Source organism: Leptolyngbya sp. FACHB-711, from assembly GCF_014695615.1.
Classification (GTDB): Bacteria; Cyanobacteriota; Cyanobacteriia; order Elainellales; family Elainellaceae; genus Leptolyngbya_A.
Window position 1 is genome coordinate 1 of the sequence record NZ_JACJOR010000125.1, and the last position, 23151, is coordinate 23151.

Sequence of the window (23151 nt, forward strand, 5' to 3'; positions counted from 1 at the left end):
ATAGGTTGCGGTTCCCAGCTTCATGGCTTCTTTGGTATCCAGTGCTGTACCGCCCATGGTCATCATGACGGGCACTTCTTCCGTAGGCTTTTCGAGAAACGCCATCGGAGAGCCACCCACAAAAATTCGGTTGGCAGCGCGAGAGACAATCAGCTCCGAGTTTTGGGTCAGGATTTGTGCAATTTCTAGCCGCTTCAAACCAGAGTTGAAGTAGCCGGAAAGCTCATTTAGCTCTGCCCGTCCCGGAAAACGGTCTTGCTGCTCAGCTTGAGAAATGGTTGCGACAGGTACGGTTTGATATAGCTGCGGACGCGCAACAGAGCTTCCACCACTCGCCTTAACACTCATTGGATTTCAAAAGCTCCCTTATATAGTGATTGCATTTAGACCTGCCCCTAAGTGCCGCTCATGAAATATCGCTTGACTGTGTTCACGGTTTACGGGTTCACAGCGTCTACGACCTCCAATAAAGCTCACCAGAACGACTGCCCAGGGTCAACTGGCTAAGTATTAAATTAGAACGTTTCGGGGTTCCACATGAAATTATTAAGAACCATGTAGAGAACCGAAGAGTGCCACACAGAAAATCATAGGGGATCGAGGCAGCATACCTGAGGATGTGTATAAGTTTTGTTACTTTCTCATCACGAGTATTTAGGTCCCCATCGCTGTCCCCCTTTTCGATACACTCAAATTTGCTGCCCTCTCACCCCTGCAACTCCTGAGGCTATGTCTGATTCTGCAATTTCCGCTGCTGTTGCCAAACTCTACGACACTTACCCTTTTCCACCGGAACCCCTGCTGGATGAGCCGCCCCCTGGCTACAACTGGCGATGGAACTGGCTCGCTGCCTACAACTTTTGCACCGGACAGAAGCCTTCCCGGCAGGATGTTCGCATTCTGGATGCGGGCTGTGGCTCAGGTGTAGGAACCGAGTATTTGGTGCATCTCAATTCTGAAGCGCAAGTCACTGGAATTGATCTCAGTGCCGGAACTCTTGCTGTCGCCCAGGAGCGATGTCAGCGGAGCGGCGCGAGTCGAGTTCAGTTTCATCACCTGAGTCTTTATGATGTAGGGCAGCTTTCGGGCGAATTTGACTTTATTAATTGCGTTGGCGTTCTGCATCACCTGCCTGACCCAATTCGCGGCATTCAAGCTTTGGCAAAAAAGCTAGCTCCGGGTGGCATTATGCACATTTTTGTTTATGGAGAATTAGGACGCTGGGAAATTAAGCTGATGCAGCAGGCGATCGCCCTCCTTCAGGGAGACCAGCGCGGCAACTATCAAGACGGCGTTCAGGTTGGACGCAAAATCTTGAGTGCATTGCCAGAAAACAACCGTTTGGTGAAGCGAGAGCAAGAACGCTGGTCGCTGGAAAACCAGAAGGACGAATGCTTTGCAGATATGTACGTTCACCCTCAGGAGATTGATTACAACATCGATACATTATTTGAACTGATCGACGCTTCGGGGCTAGAGTTCATTGGTTTCTCAAATCCTCGTGTCTGGCAGCTCGATCGCCTTCTTCACAAAGCCCCAGATTTACTGGATCGTGCCGCCCACCTTAGTGATCGCCAGCGGTATCGCCTGATCGAACTGCTCGACCCGGAAACCATTACCCACTACGAATTTTTCCTCGGACGCGAGCCGCTTCCGAAACCGGACTGGTCGGACGACGAAACGCTGCTGTCTGCCATGCCCGCTCGCAGCCCTTGTATGGACGGGTGGGATAGTCGCTGTCTATTTAACTACGACTACCAGATTGTGAACCTGAGCGAAGCCGAATGGCAGTTTCTCAAAGCCGCAGACGGCAATCAGACGCGATCGGTTCGAGAAATTCTACAAACTGTAGATTTAGATTTGGCTGGGGTGCGATCGCTCCAGTCCCAGCAGCTAATTTTACTTTCCCCTGCACAATAATTCTGCAATGTTCGGTTTGCCTTGCTTCTCTTAGTCGGTCGCGGCAGAATAAAAGTATTGCGGCTCATAACCTGAATTGATTGCTAAAGTCAATCAGTTTGGGACTTATCTGCCTGTAATTTTCTGCCTGTAATTTCTATTGCTGTCTCGAATGATTCTGGCTCAGTCTGCTTCGGTTTCCTCTTCTGGCTCCCTGCCTGCTCTGTTTGATTTGGCGATCGTGGGGGGCGGCATTGTCGGTTTAACTCTGGCTTGTGCCCTCAAAGACACGGGCTTAAAGATTGCCCTGATTGAGGCAAAGCCGCGTGACGCAGGACTCCAGTTTCATCGGGCATACGCGATTACATTAATGTCTGGCAAGATCTTTGCAGGGCTGGGCATCTGGGACGAGATTCTGCCGCAGATTACCACCTTTCAGCAGATTTCCCTTGCCGATGAGCATTATCCTGCGGTTGTAAGGTTGCAGCCTGAGGACCTGGGCACCGATGAACTGGGCTACGTGGGCGAACATCATGTGATTGTGCAGGCATTGCTGAATCGGCTGGAAGGCGCAGAGTCAATCACCTGGATTTGTCCGGCGGAAGTGCAGCAGGCGGATTATCAGACTGATCGCGTCACGCTCACGCTCTCGATTGCAGGAGAGCTTCAGACGGTGCAAACACGCCTCCTGGTCGCCGCAGATGGTTCTCGATCGCCTCTCCGTGAAGCCGCAGGCATTCAGACCCAAGGTTGGCAATACTGGCAGTCCTGTATTACGGCGGTAATTCGTCCTGAGAAATCTCACGGCAACATCGCGCGCGAGCATTTCTGGGCAAGTGGTCCGTTTGCGACCCTGCCTCTGCCGGAGAATCGCTGTCAGATTGTCTTAACTGCTCCCCATGCGGAAGCTAAAAAATGGCTGGAAGTCGAAGAATCTGAGTTTCTGGCAGAGCTGGAGCGTCGATATGATGGGCAATTGGGCAAGATTGAATTGCTGGGCGATCGACTCCTGTTTCCGGTGAAGCTGATGCAGAGCGATCGATATACCTTGTCTCGGCTGGCACTGGTGGGCGACGCGGCTCACTGCTGTCATCCCGTGGGCGGACAGGGCATGAATCTGGGCATTCGCGATGCGGCAGCACTGGCACAGGTGATCAAAACGGCCTATCAGCGCGGCGAGGATGTAGGCAGTCTCAAAGTTCTGCGGCGATATGAACGCTGGCGCAAATTTGAAAATCTAATGATTCTTGGGTTCACCGATTTTCTCGATCGCTTTTTCTCGAATACTGTGCTGCCGATCGTGCTGGTGCGGCGGTTAGGTTTACACGTAATGGGAGCAATCCGCCCGCTGCGATTTCTCGCACTGAAGCTAATGACGGGGACGAGCGGAAAATCTCCGGATGTTACTCTGTCTCATCAGGCTCAATCCCTTGAAGAGCGAAAAGAGACGGAGCCGCTGCTTCCTAGCCCTTCCTGAGGTCGATTGCCAAAGGGTGAATTGCTTTGCCGATCGCCTCAATCATTCCTCAATCATTAATTTATTTATCATTGTCATTTGTTATATGTGATGCCGTGCTTTAAGTTTTCTTCACAAATCGGGTAATATTGGACGAAGCACGATTAAGGAGTGAACGATGACTATAAAAATCAGTTCTAAGGCACTGGCAATCGTGTTTGCTATCAGTGCAGGAAGTTTTGCCCCTGTTGCGGCAATGGCTCAGTCCACAAATTCTCAGCCCTCCGCTCCCGCAACTGCAACGCAAGCTTCTAATACGATCGTGGGTGTAGCGGCTGCCAATCCTAATTTCAGTACCCTGGTTCAAGCGGTGCAGGCAGCAGGATTAGTTCAAACCCTATCTGGACCCGGACCTCTTACCGTCTTTGCGCCAACCAATGAGGCGTTTGCTGCCCTTCCTCCTGGCGTGCTCCAGGCATTGCTTGAGCCGCAAAACCGGGATTTGCTAACGCAGATTCTTACCTACCATGTGGTTTCGGGTGAGCTACCTTCCAGCCAGATTCGTAGTGGTTCAGTGGATAGTCTCAACGGCCCACTCAATATTCAGGCTGCATCTTCTGGCGTTACGGTGAATAACGCAACGGTGACGACTCCTGATGTAGAAGCCAGCAATGGCGTGATTCATGCGATCGATGAAGTTCTTGTTCCACAATCGATTGCCTCTCAGTTGAGCGACCGCCTTCAAACTGCCGGAACCCCTGGAACCACCAGAACTCAGACTGCTGGAAGCACTGGCACAATGGGAACTACTGGAACCACGGGAACCACGGGAACCACGGGAACCACGGGAACCACGGGAACCACCGGAGTTACCGGAGTGACCGGAACGACCAGAACCCAAACCAGCGGCACGACCGGAACCACCGGTGTTACGGGGACAACTGGAGTTACCGGAACGACCAGAACCCAAACTAGTGGCACAACGGGAACGACTGGCGTTACGGGGACAACTGGCACCACGGGAACCGTCAGAACTCAAACGACTGAGACCACGGGAACCGTCAGAACCCAAACCACTGGCACGACCGGAACCGTCAGAACCCAAACCACTGGTACCACCGGAACCACCAGAGCAACGACTACCCAGACTCCTGCCCCTGTTCGAGGACTGTGGTAAAAAGTTCTGCGATCGCAACATTAACGATTTCAGCTTTTGCTAAAGTCGGCGATCGTTTCTGGTGAGCGGTCTATTCACCGCTTTGCTTTTTAATGAGAGTGATTTAGGAGTCACGACATGCTTCCCTTGAAGATGCCTGTGGCTCCTTTTTTGGCGTTGCTGAATCGGGATATGAAGGGTGCAAATTTAGCTTCTGCATCGCCCCCTAAATCCCTCAATACTGAGGGACTTTGAATTCTGGTTCCCCCAACTTTGAGGGGCTAGGGGGGCGTATCATACGCTTATTCAGCAACGCCAGAAATCGCTTTGCAGTTATTGCTTAGGCTTCGCCCTTCCAGTGCGATCGGGCAGGCTCCGTTATGCTGAGCAGCTTACCGCGTGAAATGACGTACCGGACGGCAGCACGGCGGCGAATTGCATCATAGCGGCTGTCAGCCTCCAGCACGATTAAGTTTGCTGGTTTGCCTACCTCAATGCCGTACTGGTCTTCAACGTGCAGCGTTTTTGCCCCGTGCCACGTCACCATGTTGTAACAGGCATTCATTTCTTCGGTTCCGGTCATCTGACAGACGTGCAGAGCCATACTTGCCACATCCAGCATATTTCCTGTACCGAGCGAATACCACGGATCGCAGATGCAGTCATGTCCGAGGCTGACGTTTTGCCCCTGCTGCCACAATTCCTTTACCCGCGTCACGCCGCGCCGTTTGGGGTAGGTGTCAGTGCGTCCCTGAAGCGTAATGTTGATCAGCGGATTGGCAATAAAGTTAACCGATGTGCGCTGAAGAAAGCCCATTAGCTTAAACGCATAGGCATTGTTGTAGGAATGAAACGCAGTGGTGTGGCTAGCGGTCACCCGCGACCCCATGCCTGATCGAATTGCGTTTGCCACAATCACTTCCAAAAAACGAGACTGATCATCGTCAATCTCATCGCAATGCACGTCAATCAGCCGATCGTACTGCTGCGCTAATTCAAAAATTCGATCAATCGATCGCACGCCATCCTCACGGGTCAGCTCGTAGTGTGGGATACCCCCGACCACATCAACGCCCAGCTTCAAGGCTTCTTCCATCAACGCCTCGTTGTCTGGACTGCCGTAAATTCCGTCCTGCGGAAAAGCGACCACCTGAAGCGTCATCCAATCCTTTACCAGATCGCGCACTTCTAGCAAGCCCTTCAGCGCAACCAGATTTTTCTCGCTGACATCCGCATGAGAACGAACAAAGAGAACGCCTTGCATTGCCTGCTGCTTCAGGGTTTCGATCGCCCGCTGCTTTACATCTTCGATCGTCAAATTCTGCTTGCGCTCTCGCCAGATTTCAATGCCTTCAAACAGGGTTCCGGTTTGGTTCCAGCGCGGTTCTCCAACAGTCAATGCAGAATCTAAGTGAATGTGCGACTCCACAAAAGGCGGACTGACGATCTGTTCCTGCAAATCTAGCTCAAGCTGCGCGGCATGGTTCAACTGAGGCGCGATCGCCACAATCTGACCCTGATCGATCGCAATATCGGCAATTTCGGCAGGTGCATTTTGCCACAGAATTTTGCCCCGACGCAGCAGCAAATCACAAGCAGGTACAGACATAGACTTTTACCCGAAATGATGGGAATGGAAATGGGTCAATCACCTGATGAGCATAGCAATTTGTCAGCGACGATCGCAGAAGTTTAGGCTACCGTTAATCAGGGCTTCAACGTTTCACCGTTGTTGCAGATGAGAATTGGTGCAGATGAGAATTGGTGCAGATGAGAATGGCGTAATTGCCGGGTTTGGCAAACTGGAACCCGATCGGCATCAACAATTTCGACTTCATGCAGTGGCATCCCCAAAACCTTCGCAGCTCAAGCTCGGAGCGACGAAAGCTTTAATTTGCTTAATCACCAATTCCTGAAACCACAAAGTTTGCTGATGAATCATTGAGCTGTTATGATAGGGAAGGTTCGAGGGCATGTAGCTCAGTGGATAGAGCATCAGATTCCGGTTCTGAGGGTCGGGGGTTCGAGTCCCTCCATGCTCGTAGAGGATTAGAGAAGGTTCGTGACGCATAGCGTGGCAGCGACACTGATCGCCAACCACAGCAGAAAAACTCGTCTTGTCCAGTTCATCGCCTGCTGGATGCGATCGTACGTAATGGGATGAATGGGATCTCCCAACAGCGGCTTGTTTTTGATTACACCGTGATACTGGTTTTTGCCGCCCACCTGCACCCCCAGCACTGCCGCATAAACACATTCGCTCCAGCCTGCATTAGGACTTGGATCTTGAGGCGCATCTCGGCAGCAAATCTGCCAGACTTTTCGCGGTTGACCCGACAGTAATGCCAGCGTCAACACCGTCAGCCGACAGGGAACCCAGGTTAAGCCATCTTCTAATCGGGCACTGCACCAGCCCAGATCTTGATAGGGGGCTTCCCGGTAGCCCACCATCGAGTCCAGCGTGCTTGCCGCTTTGTATGCCAGTGCCAGTGGAACAGCCCCAATAGGGGAAAACGACCCGACGATCGCGTAAAACAAAGGAGCCAGCACGCCATCCACCGCATTTTCAGTCACGGTCTCCAGCACGGCTCGCAAAATTTCTGCTTCATCTAGATCAGCCGTCTCTCGCCCGACATAAAGACTGAGCCGCGATCGTGCCATTGCTAAATCGCCTGCCTGTAAAGGAGCCAGCACATCTTCTGCTGCCCGTCGCAGACTACGCCCCGCAAAACAGCTTGCCAGAAGAACGATCGCCGTAATTGCCCCAAACAGCGGATGCAGCCAGATTGCTCCTGCGATTGCCAGCCAGCCAGTCAGCGCACTCAGACCTATTATCCCGATCGCCAAGCCCACCCCTGCCGATCGCTGAACGATCGTGGATTTGAACCCCAACGCCCATCGGCTATACTGCTGAATTCCCCAACCCATCACTTGCACCGGATGAAGCCAGCCCCACGGATCGCCAATCCAGCAATCCAGCCCTGCTGCTCCTATGAGAACAAGGAGACTCATCACGGGTGACTGCAAAGCAATTTCCTTGAGGGGGTCGATCGAAAGCAGTTCCTCTGGCAGCGTCATCAAAGCAAACTCCATACGTTCTCAAACTTGCGGCTCATTCCATCCCAACCCGCTCTAACGTTATCGTCTCTTCTACAATCTGTATTCGTAAACCTGTATTCGTATCGCCTCAACAATTACCTAAGCGATTACCTATCCACTTAACTCCGATGCTTTCCCTTCCTTCCCCCAAATCAATTCGCCTGATTGCAACCGACATGGACGGAACTCTTACCCGATCGGGCAAATTCACTGCCCCCCTGCTGCAAGTTCTGACCGATTTACAAGACGCTCAAATTCCAGTAGTGATTGTGACTGGGCGATCGGCAGGATGGGTAAATGCGATCGTGAGCTATTTGCCTGTGGCTGCTGCGATCGCAGAGAACGGAGGGCTGTTCTACAAGGCAGATCATCCAAAACTCGAGCTGATCGTTTCGATTCCTGAGATTGCGCTGCATCGGCAAAAATTAGCGCAGATGTTTGGTGAGTTGCAGACGATCGTGCCTCACATTCAAGAGTCTGCAGACAATCGGTTTCGGATAACAGACTGGACGTTTGACATCGGGGAGTTATCCGAGGCAGAGCTTCAGCAGTTAAGCGATCGGTGTCAGCAGCAAGGCTGGGGATTTACCTACAGCACCGTGCAGTGTCACATTTTGCCGTTGGAGCAGAACAAAGCAGCCGGACTGTTGCAGGTGCTTCGTCAGCAGTTTTCCGATATCTCAGTTGATCAGGTGATCACGATCGGCGATAGTCCCAACGACGAGAGCTTGTTTGATGCTTGTTTCTTCCCGCATTCTGTTGGTGTGGCAAATATTGGTCACTATGGCGACCGCCTCACTCACAAACCCACTTACATTACGCAGGCAGAAGAAGCAGAAGGATTTTGTGAGCTAGCGCGATCGTTGCTTAATGATGTATCAATCTAAACTCATACTTAATCACCTATCTTAAACTCATAAATCTTGCTAGAAATAGGAAACTGTAAATCCTGCACTTGGTGCGTGACAAGAAATTTGGCAAACAAAAGCAAGTTTGCTCATTTCAAAGTCCTCCAGCATTAAGGGATATTTGGGGAGCTGGAAGCCTCAAACACTTATTCAGCAATCCCGCTAGACCCAACTTCCCAGAATCCCTCTAACCAAAGAACTTAAGGGCGATCGAGACCAAACTTAGAAAGGTGAAAAATCCGACAGCATCCAGGGTGGTCGTCAGCAGTGGACCGCTAATCAGAGCCGGATCGAGTCCAACTCGCTTCAGTCCCATCGGCAGTAAGGTTCCTAGACTAGCGGCAATAAAGACATTCACAATCATGACGCCACCCGCCACGAACGACACCCATCTTTCTGCCGGAACTGCCCAGAGCAGCGACAGGATCGCCAGCGCGAGTCCCAGCCCGGCAGCGGTTCCCAGTCCTGCCAGCAGCTCTTTGCGAAGGATTTTGAACGTATCGGCGTGAGTAACTTCTCCAATGCCCAAGCCGCGTACTGTCACCGAGAGTGCCTGAATTGCCACATTGCCGCTCGTATTAGACAGAATGGGCATCACGACTGCTAGCACCGGAACCAGCGAAATCACTGACTGAAACGGTGCGATCGCACTCGCAGCCCCCACGTAAAGCGCAATGTTGAGCAGCAGCCAGGGCAGACGTTTTTGAATGGTGACGATGGGCGGCGACAGCGCAGCCTCATCTCCTCCGGCTCCAGCAAGTTTCTGGATGTCTTCGGTGGCTTCTTGTTGCAGCACGTCGATCACGTCATCGATCGTTACAATTCCAACCAGGCGATCTTCGCGATCGACCACGGGAACCGCCAGCAGGTCATATCGCTGCATTAGCCGCGCCACTTCTTCCTGGGGCATTTCGGTGTAGACCTTAATCACCCGATCGCTGGCGATATCGCGAATCAGCACATCTGGAAAGGTAAACAGCAACTGACGCAGTGAAACAACGCTCATCAAGCGGCGCGAGTCATCGGTGACGTAGGCGTAGTAAATGGTTTCCTTGTCTTCGTCTGTGCGGCGAATCTTTTCTAACGCCTGTCCAACGGTCAAGCCCTCGCGCAGCTTCACATACTCAGTAGTCATAATCCGTCCGGCAGTGCCTTCGGGATAGCCGAGAATAATCGCGGTTGCCTGACGTTCTTCGAGGCTAAGTTGCTGAAGGAGCAAGCGCACAATTCGAGCGGGCAATTCGTCAAACAGTTCAGCCCGATCGTCTGGACGCATTGAGTTCACTAACTGCCGCACATCCACCGCGTGCAAAGACTCAATCAGCGATTCCTGAATGTCGGCAGGCAAATATTCAAACACATCGGTTGCCTGCTGTTTTCGCAGCAGCCGGAAAACGATCGCTCTTTGTTCTGAGGGCAGTTCGCTAATATACTCGCTGATATCTACCGATTGCAGTTCGGTAAGTTCTGCTTTTAGGCGGTTTAAGTCAGATAGCCGATCGCCCACAGAAAATTCCGACAGGGCAAGCTTGCGTTCCTGGGTAAGCATTAAGAACCTCCTATGAATTCCCCTCGCGCCGGGAAACTCATCCTGGGTCAGACTTACTAGGTCAGACGTGCAATGGCTTACCGTGCAGGGGCTATGTACTGTGGGGGAATGGACTTCGGTCCATAGAGAAAACAGAATTCAACATCAATGCCAATAAATTGGACATTGCTACCCGACATAATAACCCGCTTGTGCCGCAATTAGAAAAGCTTCACGCAACTTTCAGAACATGGACTTACGCAAATTGACGGAGATCAGGAGCGGTTTGGCTTGAGAATCGGTATCAGGGCAGAACCGCAGCAGATAGGAGGCGTAATTTTACGCTGGTCGTCGCTTAATCGCCTCTTTGTCATCAATTGGGTCATCCACTGGTCATACAGAAGATTTGCCATCTATCTAGGGCAACATTACGTCAGCAGGCTGTGATATTGTTCAGAAATTCATATCGCATCCGTTGTAGTCGCTGATGCCTCCTTATAGGTAGGAGTAAAACTATGCTGGAAAAGAATCGGCTCTCGAATCGGCTTTTTGATCGGTTAAACGAAGCCCTGCAAAGCGGCAGCAAGGTTTGGATCGAAGTTCCAGGCGATCGCTATGCAGGAAGACCCATTTATCTGGATTCAGAATTTGTCGAGGTGCTTTGCATTTACACCCCTGATAAAACCGAATCCTCCAGTGAACCTTGCCTGTCTACCACCTGGCTGATCCGCCTATCGCAAATTGTTGCAGTGGCTTATCCGTCTGAGCAGTGGTCTGCCGATCGCCTGACGCGCCTGCTTCAAGCCCAATCGCCTAAGCCTGAGCGCGACGAACCTGCGGCTTGATGGGATAAGGATATTCCTTCAAGTGATCACTGTGGGTTGAGCCATCCCTGTGAGCGATCGAATTTGGGCAAGGCGATCGGCAATCTCAATAAAGTCCGTTAGCGTTTGCTGTACCTCGAAGCTCTGGCAGTTGATGTTGGGTTCGTACCGTTCCAGGTAAACCCGCAGTGTCGCGCCCTGAGTACCTGTGCCGGATAGCCGGAACACGATGCGCGAGCCGTCCGTGAATCCGATTCGGATGCCCTGCTGTTGGCTGATGCTGCCATCGATCGGGTCAAGATAAGCAAAGTCGTCACTGTACTGGACTTCGTATTGTCCAAATCTTTCTCCTTTGAGACTGGGCAGTTTCGATCGCAGCTGGGCAATTAAGGTTTCGGCGCGATCGGTTTCAATGCCTTCATAGTCATGCCGTGAGTAGTAGTTGCGTCCGTAAGTGCGCCAGTGATTCTGTACGATTTGTTCCACCGACTGCTGCTGTACGGCAATTAAATTGAGCCAGAACAGCACTGCCCACAGTCCATCCTTCTCGCGGATGTGGTTTGAGCCAGTGCCGAAGCTTTCTTCGCCGCAGAGTGTGATTCTCCCAGCGTCCAGCAAATTGCCAAAAAACTTCCAGCCCGTCGGGGTTTCGTAGCAGCCGATTCCAAGTTTTGCCGCGACCCGATCGACGGCTGCGCTGGTGGGCATCGATCGCGCTACTCCTGCCAATCCGGTTCGATAACCCGGAACCCGATGAGCATTTGCCGCCAACACTGCCAGACTATCGCTAGGCGTCACAAAAAACCGCCGTCCTAAAATCATATTTCGATCGCCGTCTCCGTCTGAGGCGGCACCAAAATCGATCGCGTTATGCCCAAACAGACGATCGACCAGTTCTTTGGCATACACCAGGTTGGGGTCAGGATGTCCGCCGCCAAAATCTTCTTGCGGGATGCCATTTTGCACGGTTCCAACCGATGCGCCCAGTCGCCGCTCAAAGATCGCATGGGCATAGGAACCTGTAACGGCGTGCATTGCATCAAAACACATGCGAAAGTTGCCGGAGATCAAGAGAGACTGAATTCGATCGAAGTCAAAAATCTTCTCCATCAGACTCATATAGTCCGCGATCGGATCAATCACTTCAACGAGCATTTCGCCAAGCTGCGTTTCGCCCAAGCGATCGAGATCAACATCTGAAACTTCCATGAGTTTGAAGCGATCGATCGTGCGGCTCCGCTGGTAGATTTCATCCGTAACCGTTTCAGAAGCGGGTCCCCCATTGCTGCTGTTGAACTTGATGCCAAAATCGCCGTTCACGCCGCCCGGATTGTGGCTAGCAGACAGAATGATGCCGCCAACTGCGCCAAATTTGCGAATCATCCCAGAAGCCGCCGGAGTCGAGAGAATGCCGCCCTGCCCCACCTTGACCCGCGCAAATCCATTTGCTGCCGCCATTCTCAGAATGATCTGGATTGCAGTTCGGTTATAGTAGCGTCCGTCGCCGCTCAGTATCAGCAGTTGCCCTGCGCAGTCTAAACCATCAAAGATTGCCTGCACAAAGTTTTCCAGATAGCGAAACTGGCGAAAGGTTTGGACGGGCTTTCTCAGTCCCGAAGTGCCGGGTTTCTGATCTAGATACGGCGTGGTAGCAACGGTGCGAATATTAATGCTTTTCACGGGAATTTGAGCGGAGGTTTGGCATCCTCTTTAAAGCTAAACATTTAAAGCGAAACAGATTTAAAGCGAAACAGAAACTCGACAAAAAGGGATAGATGATGCATCAGAGCAAGTTTAACCGATCGCTGAATAATTCTGTCTAGAAGGATGATGGAGAAGTAGCGGGTGGGTGTTTGGGATGCTGGAAGATCTCTCTGGCTGCCTTTGCCGGGGCACAGCCCTCACATTCCCTTTCGCGCAAATCATGGGCGACTGCGAGGTGCGGGTGATTTGGAGACGATTTTTTCCTCTGCTTTGACTTCGTTCTTGAGCGGCTGATCGTTCTCAAAATCAGAAATATTTTGCATCGTTGTTTCGGCAATATTTTCTAACGCTTCCTTGGTGAAAAATGCCTGATGCGCCGTAATCAAAACATTCGGAAATGTAGTCAATCGCTCAAATAAATCATCCTGAATAATTTCGTTGGACAAATCCTCAAAAAACAGGTCAGATTCCTGCTCGTACACATCTAAACCCAAGGCGCCAATCTTCTTTGACTTTAAGCCTTTGATCGCTGCTTCGGTATCAACCAACCCCCCCCGGCTGGTATTAATTAGCATGGCTCCCGGCTTCATTTGCTCGATCGCTTTTGGGTTAATCAGGTGATACGTTTCCAGCGTGAGGGGACAGTGCAGTGAGATGATGTCCGACTGAGACAGCAGTTCGGGCAGATCGACATATTGACCAACTGCTTCAAATGCGGGTTTTTTGAACAAATCGTAGCCCAATACCTGGCAGCCAAAGCCGTTCATAATCTGAGCGAAAATTTGCCCAATCTTGCCAGTTCCCACTACGCCGATCGTGCGACCATGCAGATCAAAGCCGAGCAGTCCTTCAAGGGAAAAGTTACCTTCCCGAACGCGATTGTAGGCACGATGAGTTTTGCGGTTTAGCGTTTGAATCATCGCAACGACGTGTTCTGCGACCGCATAAGGCGAATACGCCGGAACTCGCACAACCTGCATTCCGAGTCGTGCCGCAGCCTTGAGATCGACGTGATTAAACCCGGTAGAGCGGAGCGCAATCAGACTTGTTCCATGCGATGCCAAAATTTCTAAGGTCGCTGCATCGGCAACATCATTCACAAAGATACAAACTGCCGGATAGCGATTTGCTAAAGAAGCCGTATTGCGATTGAGCTGCACCTCAAAAAAGACGAGTTCATGCTCATGGTCATAGTTCGCGACTTCAAGAAATTGCCGATCGTATTCCCTGGTACTAAAAACCGCAACTTTCATCCCGCACCTCAAGCAAAATGCTAATTAGACGATCGATGGAAAGCTGCCTTAATTAAACTATCAGGAGAGGGATTTAACCCAAAAAAAAGCTGTAAATTTGCTTTTTGGGCGAGAATGAACCTTTTGCTTTTTGATAAATTTTAGGAATTGTTTGACGAGTGTTTAAGGGTCTACATTGCCCCCGAAACAGGTCAACTTTAGGGGACACTTTGAAACCCAACAGGAGGCTAACTCGGTTCCCCCAAGAATTGGGAAGCTAGGGAGGCAGTTCACGCTCTGTTTTTTCAACATCAGCCTTGTCTAACAGCAGTCCCCACTGAGCATTATACGGATGGATCGATCGCACCCTTTGCTCCTCTCGATACACCGGATAGCCCTGATTGACCCACTCAAAAGCCGACCCCTCCAGATTGCGAACATTTTGATAGCCTGCTGCCTGCAAGCGAGCGCACAGTCGTGCCGATCGATAGCCGACCGAACAATAACAGACGATCGACGTATCGGGCGGGTAAGGGAGATCAGAGAAGTCTTTGGTGGCGGGATCAATCTGCTGTGCTGCTGGCAGGTGGCTCACGGCGTATTCCGAAGCCGATCGCACATCGAGTAAAACGGGTTTTGGCTCTTGTTGAAGCTGCGCTGTCAGGGTTGCGGGATCGATCGGCTGCACCTGGGGAAACTTGCGCCGAATTGAACGCTTGACCAGTTTCCAGAGAAGGGAACGTAACCAGGCAGGCAGGGCGACCATTGCTCAATCACAAAACGACAGGCGGAAGCATTACATTCGCCAGGGTTTGATGCAGATCGACCACACGACCCACTACGGCGATCGCCGGAGCCTCAAATCCGGTTTCTTCGACCTGCTGAGCGATCGTCTCTAGTGTACCAATGAGCTGTTCCTGGTCGGGACGGGTTCCCCAGCGAATCAGGGCGATCGGCGTGTGAGGGTCTAAACCTGCGGCGGTGAGTTCATGCACAATATGGGGCAGGTTATGAACGCCCATGTAAATCACGATCGTTTCTGAGCCGTGGGCAATCGCCTGCCAGTTCACCTGCGGACGGTATTTGCCTGCTGACTCATGACCTGTGACAAATGTGACCGACGAACTGTAGGCGCGATGGGTGAGCGGAATGCCCACATACGCCGGAGCCGCGATCCCAGACGTGATACCCGGTACAACTTCCACCGGAACGCCTGCCTGCATCAGGTCTTCCATTTCTTCGCCGCCCCGCCCGAAGACAAAGGGATCGCCGCCTTTGAGCCGCACGACGATCGCGTGATGCTGCGCCTTCTCGACGAGAAGCTGGGTGGTTTCTTCCTGAACCAGGGAGTGTCGTCCCCGCCGCTTGCCTGCATCGATTTTTTCAGCGTCAGGATTAATCATTGCCAGGATCGGCGGGCTTACCAGCGCATCATAAATCACCACATCAGCGTGTTCGAGTAGTCCCTTGCCCTTCAGCGTCATCAAGCCCGGATCGCCTGGACCCGCGCCCACCAGATAAACTTTGCCCACGGAAGGGGCGATCGGATTAGAGCATTCGTGACTGGAGACTGAAGCGGCAGACCGGAAAATCGACTGATTCGGCAGGGTGATGTCGTCGTTCATGCAGGAGAGGGGATGAGGAGAGTACTGCTTGGGCAAACTTGCGTCTTAACGAGGGTCTGAGAACTAGTGTCTTAAAACTGGTGTCTTTAAAGCCTTGTACCTTGTGCTTTTAACAGAACAATAGGCGTGACCGATGCGGAATCCAGTATCGCTGAATACAAAATATTACCATTTATGAAGAACCTGCATGGGGCAAATGCTGATTTTGTATCCAAGTCGATCGAAAACGCGAGCTGAAAACAGAAATTCCCAGGATATGCCTGGGAACCACTGAATTTATTTGTTTTGGCGTATGACCTTAGTCTAGCGAACTCGATCAGGAATGAGCCTTGAACCCGAGCGAATTTGTCAGACGCAGATGACAATTGCTAGAACGCAGGCTGGAGGCATAGTTTGGAAGTATCAGCAGTCCTGCTTTAGCCTCCCAACCCCGACAAGTAGGGGAATCCCAATCCAGTTTCCGGTTGGGGGTTCCGCGATGACCCCCGGCTTACGATTTAGTTGAATTCAAGACCGAGGGAGAAGGAGGAACAGTCTCTTTTTGCAGATTTGAAATGTAGTAGGGCTGCTTGCCGCGTGGAGTCACGAGCCAGCTTGAGTGTCCGCGCACATGGTCATAGATTGCCACGATCGCAATAATATTCTTAAAGAAAATATAGGGAACCAGCATCAGGACGTGATTGACGTAGTAGTAGAGTGGATAGCGTACCTGAGCCACTTTCGCGGTTGCTAGCGTTTGATAGACTCCGCCGATAAACGAAATCATTGTGCTGAACCACAGATAGTTATTCAGGTTATCGGGAATTGTGCCATCGGATAGCGACAGGCTAAGGACGATCGGAATAATCTGGATAGCAACCAGCGAATAAAACTCACAGTAATAAAGCAAATAAATCCAGAAAGCCTTTTGCACTAAGCTGAGCTTATCGGAATTCCAGAGCTGTCGCTGATATTTGAGTGCTACTTCCAGCCAGCCCTGCGCCCAGCGTTTGCGCTGAAACCAGAAAGATTTCAAATCCACTGGAGCCAGTTCGGTGCTGATAATGCTGCGATCGTGCAAAATCCGATAGCCCTGGAGCAGGGTTCGCATTGAGGCATCAATATCCTCGGTCAGCATTGCCGCATTAAAGCGAATTTGCTTCAGTACCTCAGTTCGCCAGTAACCGTTGGAGCCGCCAAAAATGCTGGAATCCGTGAGAAAAGATTTTGCCGAGTGAACAATGCCGTAGATCATTTCAAACTCAATGGCGATCGTCTGGGTCAGCAAATTCTCCTGGTGGTTGCGAATAATGCTGCGTCCCTGCACTACGTCATAGCCCTGCTCGATCCAGTGCCATGCCCGAAACAAACAATCGGGCGCGGGGTGATGATCCGCGTCCAGAATGCAGGTAATTTCTCCAGTAACCAGATCAAAGGCGGCATTGAGGTTTTCGGCTTTCGATCGACTTCCCTCCACCCGCAAGAGCTTGAGTTCTGGGTAAACCTGGGCAAGCCTTCGCAAATTTTCCTCGATCGATAAGTCGTGGGGGGTGTTGTATGCCAGCACGACCTCGATTCCGTCTGGCGGACGCTGCACGTTCAGCAGAATATGTTCCAGCGTTTCCAGGATGATTTCTTGCTCATTGGGCAAATAGGCAGCCAGCAGGAAGGAACAGCGAGGAACGGGCAACTTGGGATAAGGCTGTCTTGCGCCCCCCAGCCCCAAACGAGATTTAAAACGGTAATAAAATCGACGAAAGCGATTGCGCTCAGCCTTATAATCATCCGTGGCGAAACGACGAGCGATCGCACTGGTCGATTCCACCAGCAGCATCAGCCCACTAATCACATAGAACGTGGCAATCAGCAGATGTAGACTGGTGACGCTCCAGCCTTCTAGCCGCATCCAATAAAACACGATCGTTGGAAAACCAATCAGCACGACATGGGCAACCAATGCCTTGCGTAGCTCGACCGTCCACTTCCTCACTTACGTTACCCTCCTCACTGAACAATGAGTTGCTAATGGCTACAGGATGCCTCACATCTGCCCCCTTGTGGGAGATCTAGCTGACAGATTGTGATGCGACTTCTCGCCTGGGGACGATTTATCGAGTTCAAGCTCCTGCTGCGTGACCCATTGGGTTTTGCTTCTGTAGTCAGATTGACACAGATAGAGCCGCTTACCGTCAAGTAATCGTCCCACCTGGAGGATCGTCCAGCCACCTTCGTCGCCATAGCGAACCCGATCGCCGACCTGGAACCCCCAAGTTTGCTGCTGCCCTGAGGCGGGTATCAAAGCGTGATCCACGCTCCGCAGGAATGCCATCGTCAACTGCTGGATCAGTGGAGTAGTGTAATCTGCAAGAACAGACAAAATCAAGGTTCCTACTACCAGGAGTGGCAAGAGACGGGAGTAGGACGGCAAAGAATTTCCAACTGAGAGATGAATTGTGCGATCGATTACGAAGTTATGAATTAAGAAAAAGCTATAGGTGTGGCGACCCAGCCTGCCCATCGCGGCTTCCAGCAGCCTTGACTTTTGCAGCCAGCGGCAGATGGCATAGCAAAGCCCTGCCAAGCCAATCGGCAACAGTAAATCGGCAAAAATCCAACCAAAACGACTGAACTGACACAGCCAGCCGATCGCATACACCATGCTACTCAGCAGAACGACCCGCCGCAGCCGCCAGAACAAAACGCCTCTGCCCTGCAAAAATGCCTGAGCCAGCACCATACCCACCACGAAGGAACTGAGCCGCGCTAAAAACGGCACAAACGGTAGCCAATCGTGACTGGTCTCGAACACCACATAAGTTGGATGCCCGCCAAACCAGTAAACTGCCATCGTGCGATAGGCGATCGTAAGTCCTAAACTCACCAGCAGCAGCCGACACGCGCCCCAGCGATGCAGCAGCTTCCACAGCAGCGGAAAGATCAAAATAAAGCTGAGAATCAGGGGTACAAACCACCAGGGACCGCTTGTGGCAAGGAGCTGCTCGCCATCAAACTCAAACAATAGTGGAAACACGGCTCCTGTAAACATATTCCAGGGGTCAGGGCTGTAGCGATTGGTCAGTTGTCCAATCAGCCACAGAATCGGGTAGCTGCACCAGGCGATCGTCCAGTAGGGAAACAAAACTCGGGTAAATCGACGGCGAAGAAACTGCACAGGTTCCAGCGGTCTACCCTTAAGCGAGAGAACCGTGGTAAAGCCGCTTAGCAGAATAAACAGATCTACGGCTTGATAGCCAAACCAGATCGGCACGCTCAACGCCTTTCCTAAAATGCCCGGTCCAAGGCGATCGGAGGCATAGGCAATTCGCCCCAGGTTATCGATCAAGCCTGTCGGCTGCGGGGTGTAGCCATAGTCGGTAAACAATAGTTGGGCATGATAAAGCAGCACCATGACTGCCGCAAACACCCGAATTCCCTCAACCCAGACCAGCCGGGAAGAGGATTCTTTGTGTGAAGAACGCTGAGCTTGTTTTTCAGCAACACGGGCGTTTTTCATGAGTTTTTACTGATTGAACCTACTGATTGACCTGATTGACCGAAATGCGTCCCGAACAGCCTCCTTAGCCCCACAACCTTGGAAAGAACCGAGCCACCTCGCCTACATTCAAAGTCCCCCCTTGCTCTTGGAGAGTGGCAAGTCAAAAGTTGCGGGATTTAGGGGGTATTGTAAAACCGCTCATACTACTCAAATATCCTCCAACACTTCCGGTAGCAATATTTACCAGTAGCAACCTTATCAGTAGTAATATTTGCTTAGTAGTAATATTTACTCAACAAAATGTGCTGCCCTGCTGATTCACAAAGCAGCACTCTATCCATTTTTAGCAACCTGTGAAATCGTTCTAATGATGCAATTCTCGATCGAATTCATTCGGGATCAAGCTGCGATCGAACAAGTTCAATCATCAAAAGCAAGGGTAAATTACATTTTGCCTTTTTGCATGACTTCTTTCAGGTGATTCCGAACTTCTTCGGCGTGCTTTCTGTCTTCTTCTTGAATTTTTTTCAACAGTTCAACACAGGGTTGAGAACCAGCCGACTCGGCATCCTTCACGTAGGTATCGTAGAGCTGAACCGCATCCGATTTGTTCTTCAGAACTGCCAGCAAATCGTATTCTAGGTCGTTAATAACTCTGCTGTTGTTGTTAGTAGTCATAATGAAATCCTCTTGAGGTGTCACTTTTTCACCTTGACTCACCCTTACTGCCAATCCATCTATCGAAAAGGAGATTCAAACCGAAGATTCCTCTGCTGTGGGAAAAATAAGCTGCATTACTTGATGTAACGGCTGACTGCGCTGCTCATGAACAAACACCAGCGGTAAAAGGGCAACCAGACGCAGAACCCCAGACAGGGCAAAAATACCAAACAAGCCGCATCCATCTACCTGCGCTAAATATCCGCCCGCTAGCGTTCCCAGTGCTCCGCTCACCCCTGCTACTGCGGCCACAATTCCAAAGTAAGCAGATTGGTTCTGCACCGGCGCGACTCCAATTTGCAAGTTATTGGTGCAAAGATCGATCGCCGCCCAGGTTGCCCCCCCTAAAATATGCAGCAGTGGCAGCCAGAGCCAGACCGAGAGTTCATTCGCTCCTGTAAACAGCCAGAGCGGCGGCGTGACGGCAACCAGAATGCCAACGCCAATCAAAATCGGACGATTGCCAATGCGATCGGCGACCTTCCCCCAAAAGAGCAGCATCAGCAGGTTAGCTGCCGCAGTGAGACTGTTGTAAAGCGTGACCTGACTAATATCAAGCTTCAAATTATCTAGCAAATATAAGTTAAAAAAAGGCGCACATAAATTAACCGAAAACATCCACAGATTGAAATACAGCAGAAACATCAGAAAGTTCGTGTCCTTCAAGATGTCAAGAAAAGATTGCTTTAGGGAAAATTGCGATCGTTCCTCCTGATTCTCTTTCTGATTTTGATCCCCCTGATTTTCTTTCCGGTTTTGTATATCTTGAGTTCTATCTTTTGAGATTAAATGTTGCATTTGAGGATTGACATCCACAATCAGAAACTGAAATGCCAGACTCACAATGCCAAAAACAATTCCTAGCACCAAAACAATGGCAAATCCTTCGAGCGTGCCTCTGAACCAGAGAGAGATAATCAAACCCAGTAGCGGAATGCTAATCAGATTGGTCAGGTTTGCAGCACTATTACGAAAGCCAAAATAGCGTCCTCTTAAGCGACGGGGAACCAGCACTGCCATCCAGCTTAGCCAAGATGCACTGCCCAATGCGCCCAAAAGATGAGTTGCCAGCGAGATTCCCAGCGTCCAAAAAATGAGGGCTTGTGCATCAAAGTGATACCAGCTTGTGAGAAAAATGCCAATTACCAACACGACCCACAGCAAGCGAGAAATGCCGTAGATCCAGAGGCAATAAAGGTGGCGACTCGTTGTTTTTTCAGAGAAATAAGCTCCGATCGGCTGCAACAAATTTGCCAGCATCGGAATGGATGCGAGCAAGCCAATCTGGGTTGAAGTTGCTCCTAAATTGAGAATGAAATTGCTTAGAAGAACTCCGCCCGTTGTATTAGAAAAAACAGTCGCAAACACGCCATCGAGCGTCGAGGCTCTCAGACTTCTACGGATAACGTTCTTTGAGGTTTTCGGGGAAAGTTGTTCATTCGATGGGATAACTTCAGTTGCTTCGCAGTTCCCTAAAGGGGTAACCGTTGGAAGCTGGCTCATTGTGGCAGCCTGCTCAAAATTTTCTGAAGAAACGGTATCGATAGACAAAGAATCCACTGCTAACCTCAGTAAATAGAAGCGATGAAACACTGACTCGACACTGCTTAACCTGTGAGGAATCGAGCGATACAATCTGCTGCATTCTCAACATACCTGCACAGGTAATCGTTTCTACAAAGATAAATTGAGGGTTGTTAAGACACACCCTCCCTCTGAAAGAAGTTGCAATGTTCCGCAGAGGGATTCAACGATTTCTATTAACTGCTGTGACGTTATTCACAATCGTAAGCTGTCAAAAAATCTCTCCTTCAGCGGATGCTCAGGAAAATGTTACAGGGCGGTTGAGTAAATGGGGAATCAAGCCGGGTTAAACAGCAGCAATCATGCCCTGATCAGAATTCAGCCAATCAACCGCTTTTCCTCGAATTCCTGCGTTTAGAGTAACCGCAAGCGTCAATGTCAGAATAGCCTGTTCTGGAACCACAATCGCTACCGATTGAACCGTGCTTTTTAGCGCGATCCAAACGCAATCGTCTTCCAGCAATCGTCAAGGTTCTCAAACCAACAAACTGATATTGAGTATTGCCCAGAAGTTGAACCTTCTGAAACGATAGAAAAATAGAGTAAAGAATCAGCAGTACAAAAAATGTCCCCAAAACAAGAAGGGCTGGCATGATAAACAAATAGCCAACCACTTCTTCATTTTCAGCTTTTGCATAGCAGCCCACGCATTACAGTTCTATCCAGACCGGATAGACCTAATTCATTTGCTTAGTAAGAATTCGTTGGAAACTGCCGCGATCGGAGCTGATAATCTGCCTGGAGTCCAGGGTCAGCAAATTCAATTCTGACGTTTGCTCCCTGATATTCTGGACGATTTGCCAATTCTGCCAGCAGTTGGCTAGCCGCCTGAATCGACATCAGCGAACCCTGTCCGTTTGTGCCGTGACCGATGGGCTGACCGACTTGAGAGCTTGTGAGATTTGAGTTGGCATTGAGTGATTCAATGAGTTCAATCGTCGAGCGATCGCCCTGATTCAAATCAACTTCTACCAGTTTTCGATGCTCTGGGCTAATTTGCTCAACAATGAGTTTTTCGCGCCGAACTGGAACCTGAATCATCTCGGTGACGATTTCCTTTCGCATGATCACATCGCCAATTTTCTGCTTACGAGCATTGACGACGAGCCGTTCCTCCAGCAGCTGAATCTTCTCTTCCTGAGCAATGCGGACAGACGTTTTAGCCGGCGTAGGCTGTACCGGGCTAGCAAGCACTTCAGCCACAGGTGCAGGGGCAATCGTTGGTTGTTCAACAGCTTGTTGAATCGGTTGCGCGGTGGGAGCAGGTGCAGAAACCGTTGGATTTGCCATTGCCACGTTCGGCATGACGACACGCTGCACGTCTTTACTTGGAGAGGGAATGTCAAGCGGAGCAGCCCCTTCAAGCGGCGAGGAAGCCTCAAGCGGAGCAAAGGTGCGCATTGTGGCAGCATCAGATACAGACGTAGGACGAACTGCCGCACTTGCGGCCGAATTTTCTACCGTAGAAGTGCCGATCGCCTGATTAGCAACCGTTTGACCCGCACCCCGGACGATTCCTTCGGAAGTGACGATCGGTAAGCCAGAGATTTGTGCTGCGCTAATTTCAGTGTGAATCTGATGAGCATGAGAATCAATCTGGAATCGATTAAGCGGCACTAAAACTTGCTCATTCCGATTGGGAGCATTCGGCTCAAGATTGCGATCGATCAGTAAGTAATATCGTCCTGCTTCGTCAACCCAGGTATCAGCAACCTGACCAATCAACGATCGATCGCTGGTGTAAACCTTAAAGTGATCAATATTGCTTCTGTCAAATAAGCGGTGGAAGTCTGGATCAGAGGATTTGAGTCTGAAAAAGTTTGTCATAATTTTCACCTATGTAATTCCGCTATGAATGGAACAAGAGTGAGCAATCGAGGTTCCTCAGCTTTCACTGATTCTTCATCGATCGCATCACTCCATTAATCATCTGCTAATCAT

20 protein-coding genes and 1 tRNA gene are annotated in these 23151 nt (G+C 50.7%); 7 read left to right on the plus strand and 14 right to left on the minus strand.

Features of this window, described 5'->3' with window-relative positions; genetic code table 11:
- On the minus strand, nt 1-348 hold a 348-nt coding region (locus H6F80_RS03945), incomplete at its 3' end, for a bilin-binding protein (protein WP_518523509.1).
- Between the two features lie 381 nt (nt 349-729).
- On the opposite strand from H6F80_RS03945, the gene H6F80_RS03950 reads away from it, so the two are divergent.
- The 3 genes from H6F80_RS03950 (at nt 730) to H6F80_RS28975 (ending at nt 4532) form a co-directional block, all read left to right on the plus strand.
- A complete protein-coding gene (locus H6F80_RS03950; RefSeq protein ID WP_190790309.1) occupies nt 730-1920 on the plus strand; it encodes a class I SAM-dependent methyltransferase in 1191 nt (396 codons plus the stop codon).
- A 139-nt stretch (nt 1921-2059) separates the two neighbouring features.
- Nucleotides 2060-3376 carry an FAD-dependent hydroxylase gene (locus H6F80_RS03955; RefSeq protein WP_242067148.1) on the plus strand — a complete coding sequence of 439 codons (1317 nt, stop codon included), beginning with the start codon at nt 2060-2062 and terminating at the stop codon, nt 3374-3376.
- Nucleotides 3377-3533: 157 nt separating this feature from the next.
- Entirely contained in the window at nt 3534-4532 is a 999-nt protein-coding gene (locus tag H6F80_RS28975; RefSeq protein WP_199296359.1) for a fasciclin domain-containing protein, read from the plus strand.
- 319 nt (nt 4533-4851) lie between these two features.
- On the opposite strand, the gene codA is transcribed toward H6F80_RS28975, so the two are convergent.
- Nucleotides 4852-6120, minus strand: coding sequence for a cytosine deaminase (codA, locus tag H6F80_RS03965; protein ID WP_190790310.1), 1269 nt, complete (start codon nt 6118-6120; stop codon nt 4852-4854).
- A gap of 145 nt (nt 6121-6265) precedes the next feature.
- On the opposite strand from codA, the gene H6F80_RS03970 reads away from it, so the two are divergent.
- Both H6F80_RS03970 and H6F80_RS03975 read left to right on the plus strand, forming a co-directional pair.
- Nucleotides 6266-6427, plus strand: coding sequence for a hypothetical protein (locus H6F80_RS03970; RefSeq protein WP_190790311.1), 162 nt, complete (start codon nt 6266-6268; stop codon nt 6425-6427).
- A gap of 53 nt (nt 6428-6480) precedes the next feature.
- Nucleotides 6481-6553, plus strand: a tRNA-Arg gene (locus H6F80_RS03975).
- Nucleotides 6554-6560: 7 nt separating this feature from the next.
- On the opposite strand, the gene cbiB is transcribed toward H6F80_RS03975, so the two are convergent.
- Nucleotides 6561-7604 carry an adenosylcobinamide-phosphate synthase CbiB gene (gene cbiB, locus H6F80_RS03980; protein ID WP_518523510.1) on the minus strand — a complete coding sequence of 348 codons (1044 nt, stop codon included), beginning with the start codon at nt 7602-7604 and terminating at the stop codon, nt 6561-6563.
- Between the two features lie 134 nt (nt 7605-7738).
- On the opposite strand from cbiB, the gene H6F80_RS03985 reads away from it, so the two are divergent.
- Complete coding sequence (locus H6F80_RS03985) at nt 7739-8497, plus strand: HAD family hydrolase (RefSeq protein WP_190790312.1); 759 nt, start codon at nt 7739-7741, stop codon at nt 8495-8497.
- Between the two features lie 208 nt (nt 8498-8705).
- Here the strand turns inward: H6F80_RS03985 and mgtE are convergent, their stop codons facing one another.
- Nucleotides 8706-10067, minus strand: coding sequence for a magnesium transporter (mgtE, locus tag H6F80_RS03990; protein ID WP_190790313.1), 1362 nt, complete (start codon nt 10065-10067; stop codon nt 8706-8708).
- A 494-nt stretch (nt 10068-10561) separates the two neighbouring features.
- Here mgtE and H6F80_RS03995 point away from each other — a divergent pair, with 494 nt between their 5' ends.
- Nucleotides 10562-10891, plus strand: a complete 330-nt coding sequence (locus H6F80_RS03995) for a hypothetical protein (protein WP_190790314.1) — start codon at nt 10562-10564, stop codon at nt 10889-10891.
- Between the two features lie 18 nt (nt 10892-10909).
- Here H6F80_RS03995 and H6F80_RS04000 read toward each other — a convergent pair whose 3' ends face one another.
- From H6F80_RS04000 to H6F80_RS28980, 10 genes are all read right to left on the minus strand, one after another.
- The gene (locus tag H6F80_RS04000) at nt 10910-12550 is read right to left on the minus strand and encodes an alpha-D-glucose phosphate-specific phosphoglucomutase (RefSeq protein WP_518523511.1); all 1641 of its coding nucleotides are present in this window, start codon (nt 12548-12550) and stop codon (nt 10910-10912) included.
- 242 nt (nt 12551-12792) lie between these two features.
- A complete protein-coding gene (locus H6F80_RS04005; protein WP_190790315.1) occupies nt 12793-13827 on the minus strand; it encodes a 2-hydroxyacid dehydrogenase in 1035 nt (344 codons plus the stop codon).
- A 256-nt stretch (nt 13828-14083) separates the two neighbouring features.
- Nucleotides 14084-14572 carry a rhodanese-like domain-containing protein gene (locus tag H6F80_RS04010; protein WP_190790316.1) on the minus strand — a complete coding sequence of 163 codons (489 nt, stop codon included), beginning with the start codon at nt 14570-14572 and terminating at the stop codon, nt 14084-14086.
- Nucleotides 14573-14579: 7 nt separating this feature from the next.
- Nucleotides 14580-15431 carry a uroporphyrinogen-III C-methyltransferase gene (cobA, locus tag H6F80_RS04015; protein WP_190790317.1) on the minus strand — a complete coding sequence of 284 codons (852 nt, stop codon included), beginning with the start codon at nt 15429-15431 and terminating at the stop codon, nt 14580-14582.
- A 490-nt stretch (nt 15432-15921) separates the two neighbouring features.
- A complete protein-coding gene (locus tag H6F80_RS04020) occupies nt 15922-17400 on the minus strand; it encodes a glycosyltransferase family 2 protein (RefSeq protein WP_190790318.1) in 1479 nt (492 codons plus the stop codon).
- Nucleotides 17401-17451: 51 nt separating this feature from the next.
- On the minus strand, nt 17452-18924 hold the full coding sequence (locus H6F80_RS04025; RefSeq protein WP_190790319.1) for an acyltransferase family protein: 1473 nt from the start codon (nt 18922-18924) through the stop codon (nt 17452-17454).
- A 426-nt stretch (nt 18925-19350) separates the two neighbouring features.
- The gene (locus tag H6F80_RS04030) at nt 19351-19584 is read right to left on the minus strand and encodes a hypothetical protein (protein ID WP_190790320.1); all 234 of its coding nucleotides are present in this window, start codon (nt 19582-19584) and stop codon (nt 19351-19353) included.
- Nucleotides 19585-19659: 75 nt separating this feature from the next.
- Nucleotides 19660-21186 carry an MFS transporter gene (locus tag H6F80_RS04035; protein WP_199296360.1) on the minus strand — a complete coding sequence of 509 codons (1527 nt, stop codon included), beginning with the start codon at nt 21184-21186 and terminating at the stop codon, nt 19660-19662.
- Nucleotides 21187-21536: 350 nt separating this feature from the next.
- Complete coding sequence (locus tag H6F80_RS04040) at nt 21537-21857, minus strand: sugar ABC transporter permease (RefSeq protein WP_190790321.1); 321 nt, start codon at nt 21855-21857, stop codon at nt 21537-21539.
- A gap of 43 nt (nt 21858-21900) precedes the next feature.
- On the minus strand, nt 21901-23037 hold the full coding sequence (locus H6F80_RS28980) for a DUF2382 domain-containing protein (RefSeq protein ID WP_199296361.1): 1137 nt from the start codon (nt 23035-23037) through the stop codon (nt 21901-21903).
- Between the last annotated feature and the right edge of the window lie 114 nt (nt 23038-23151).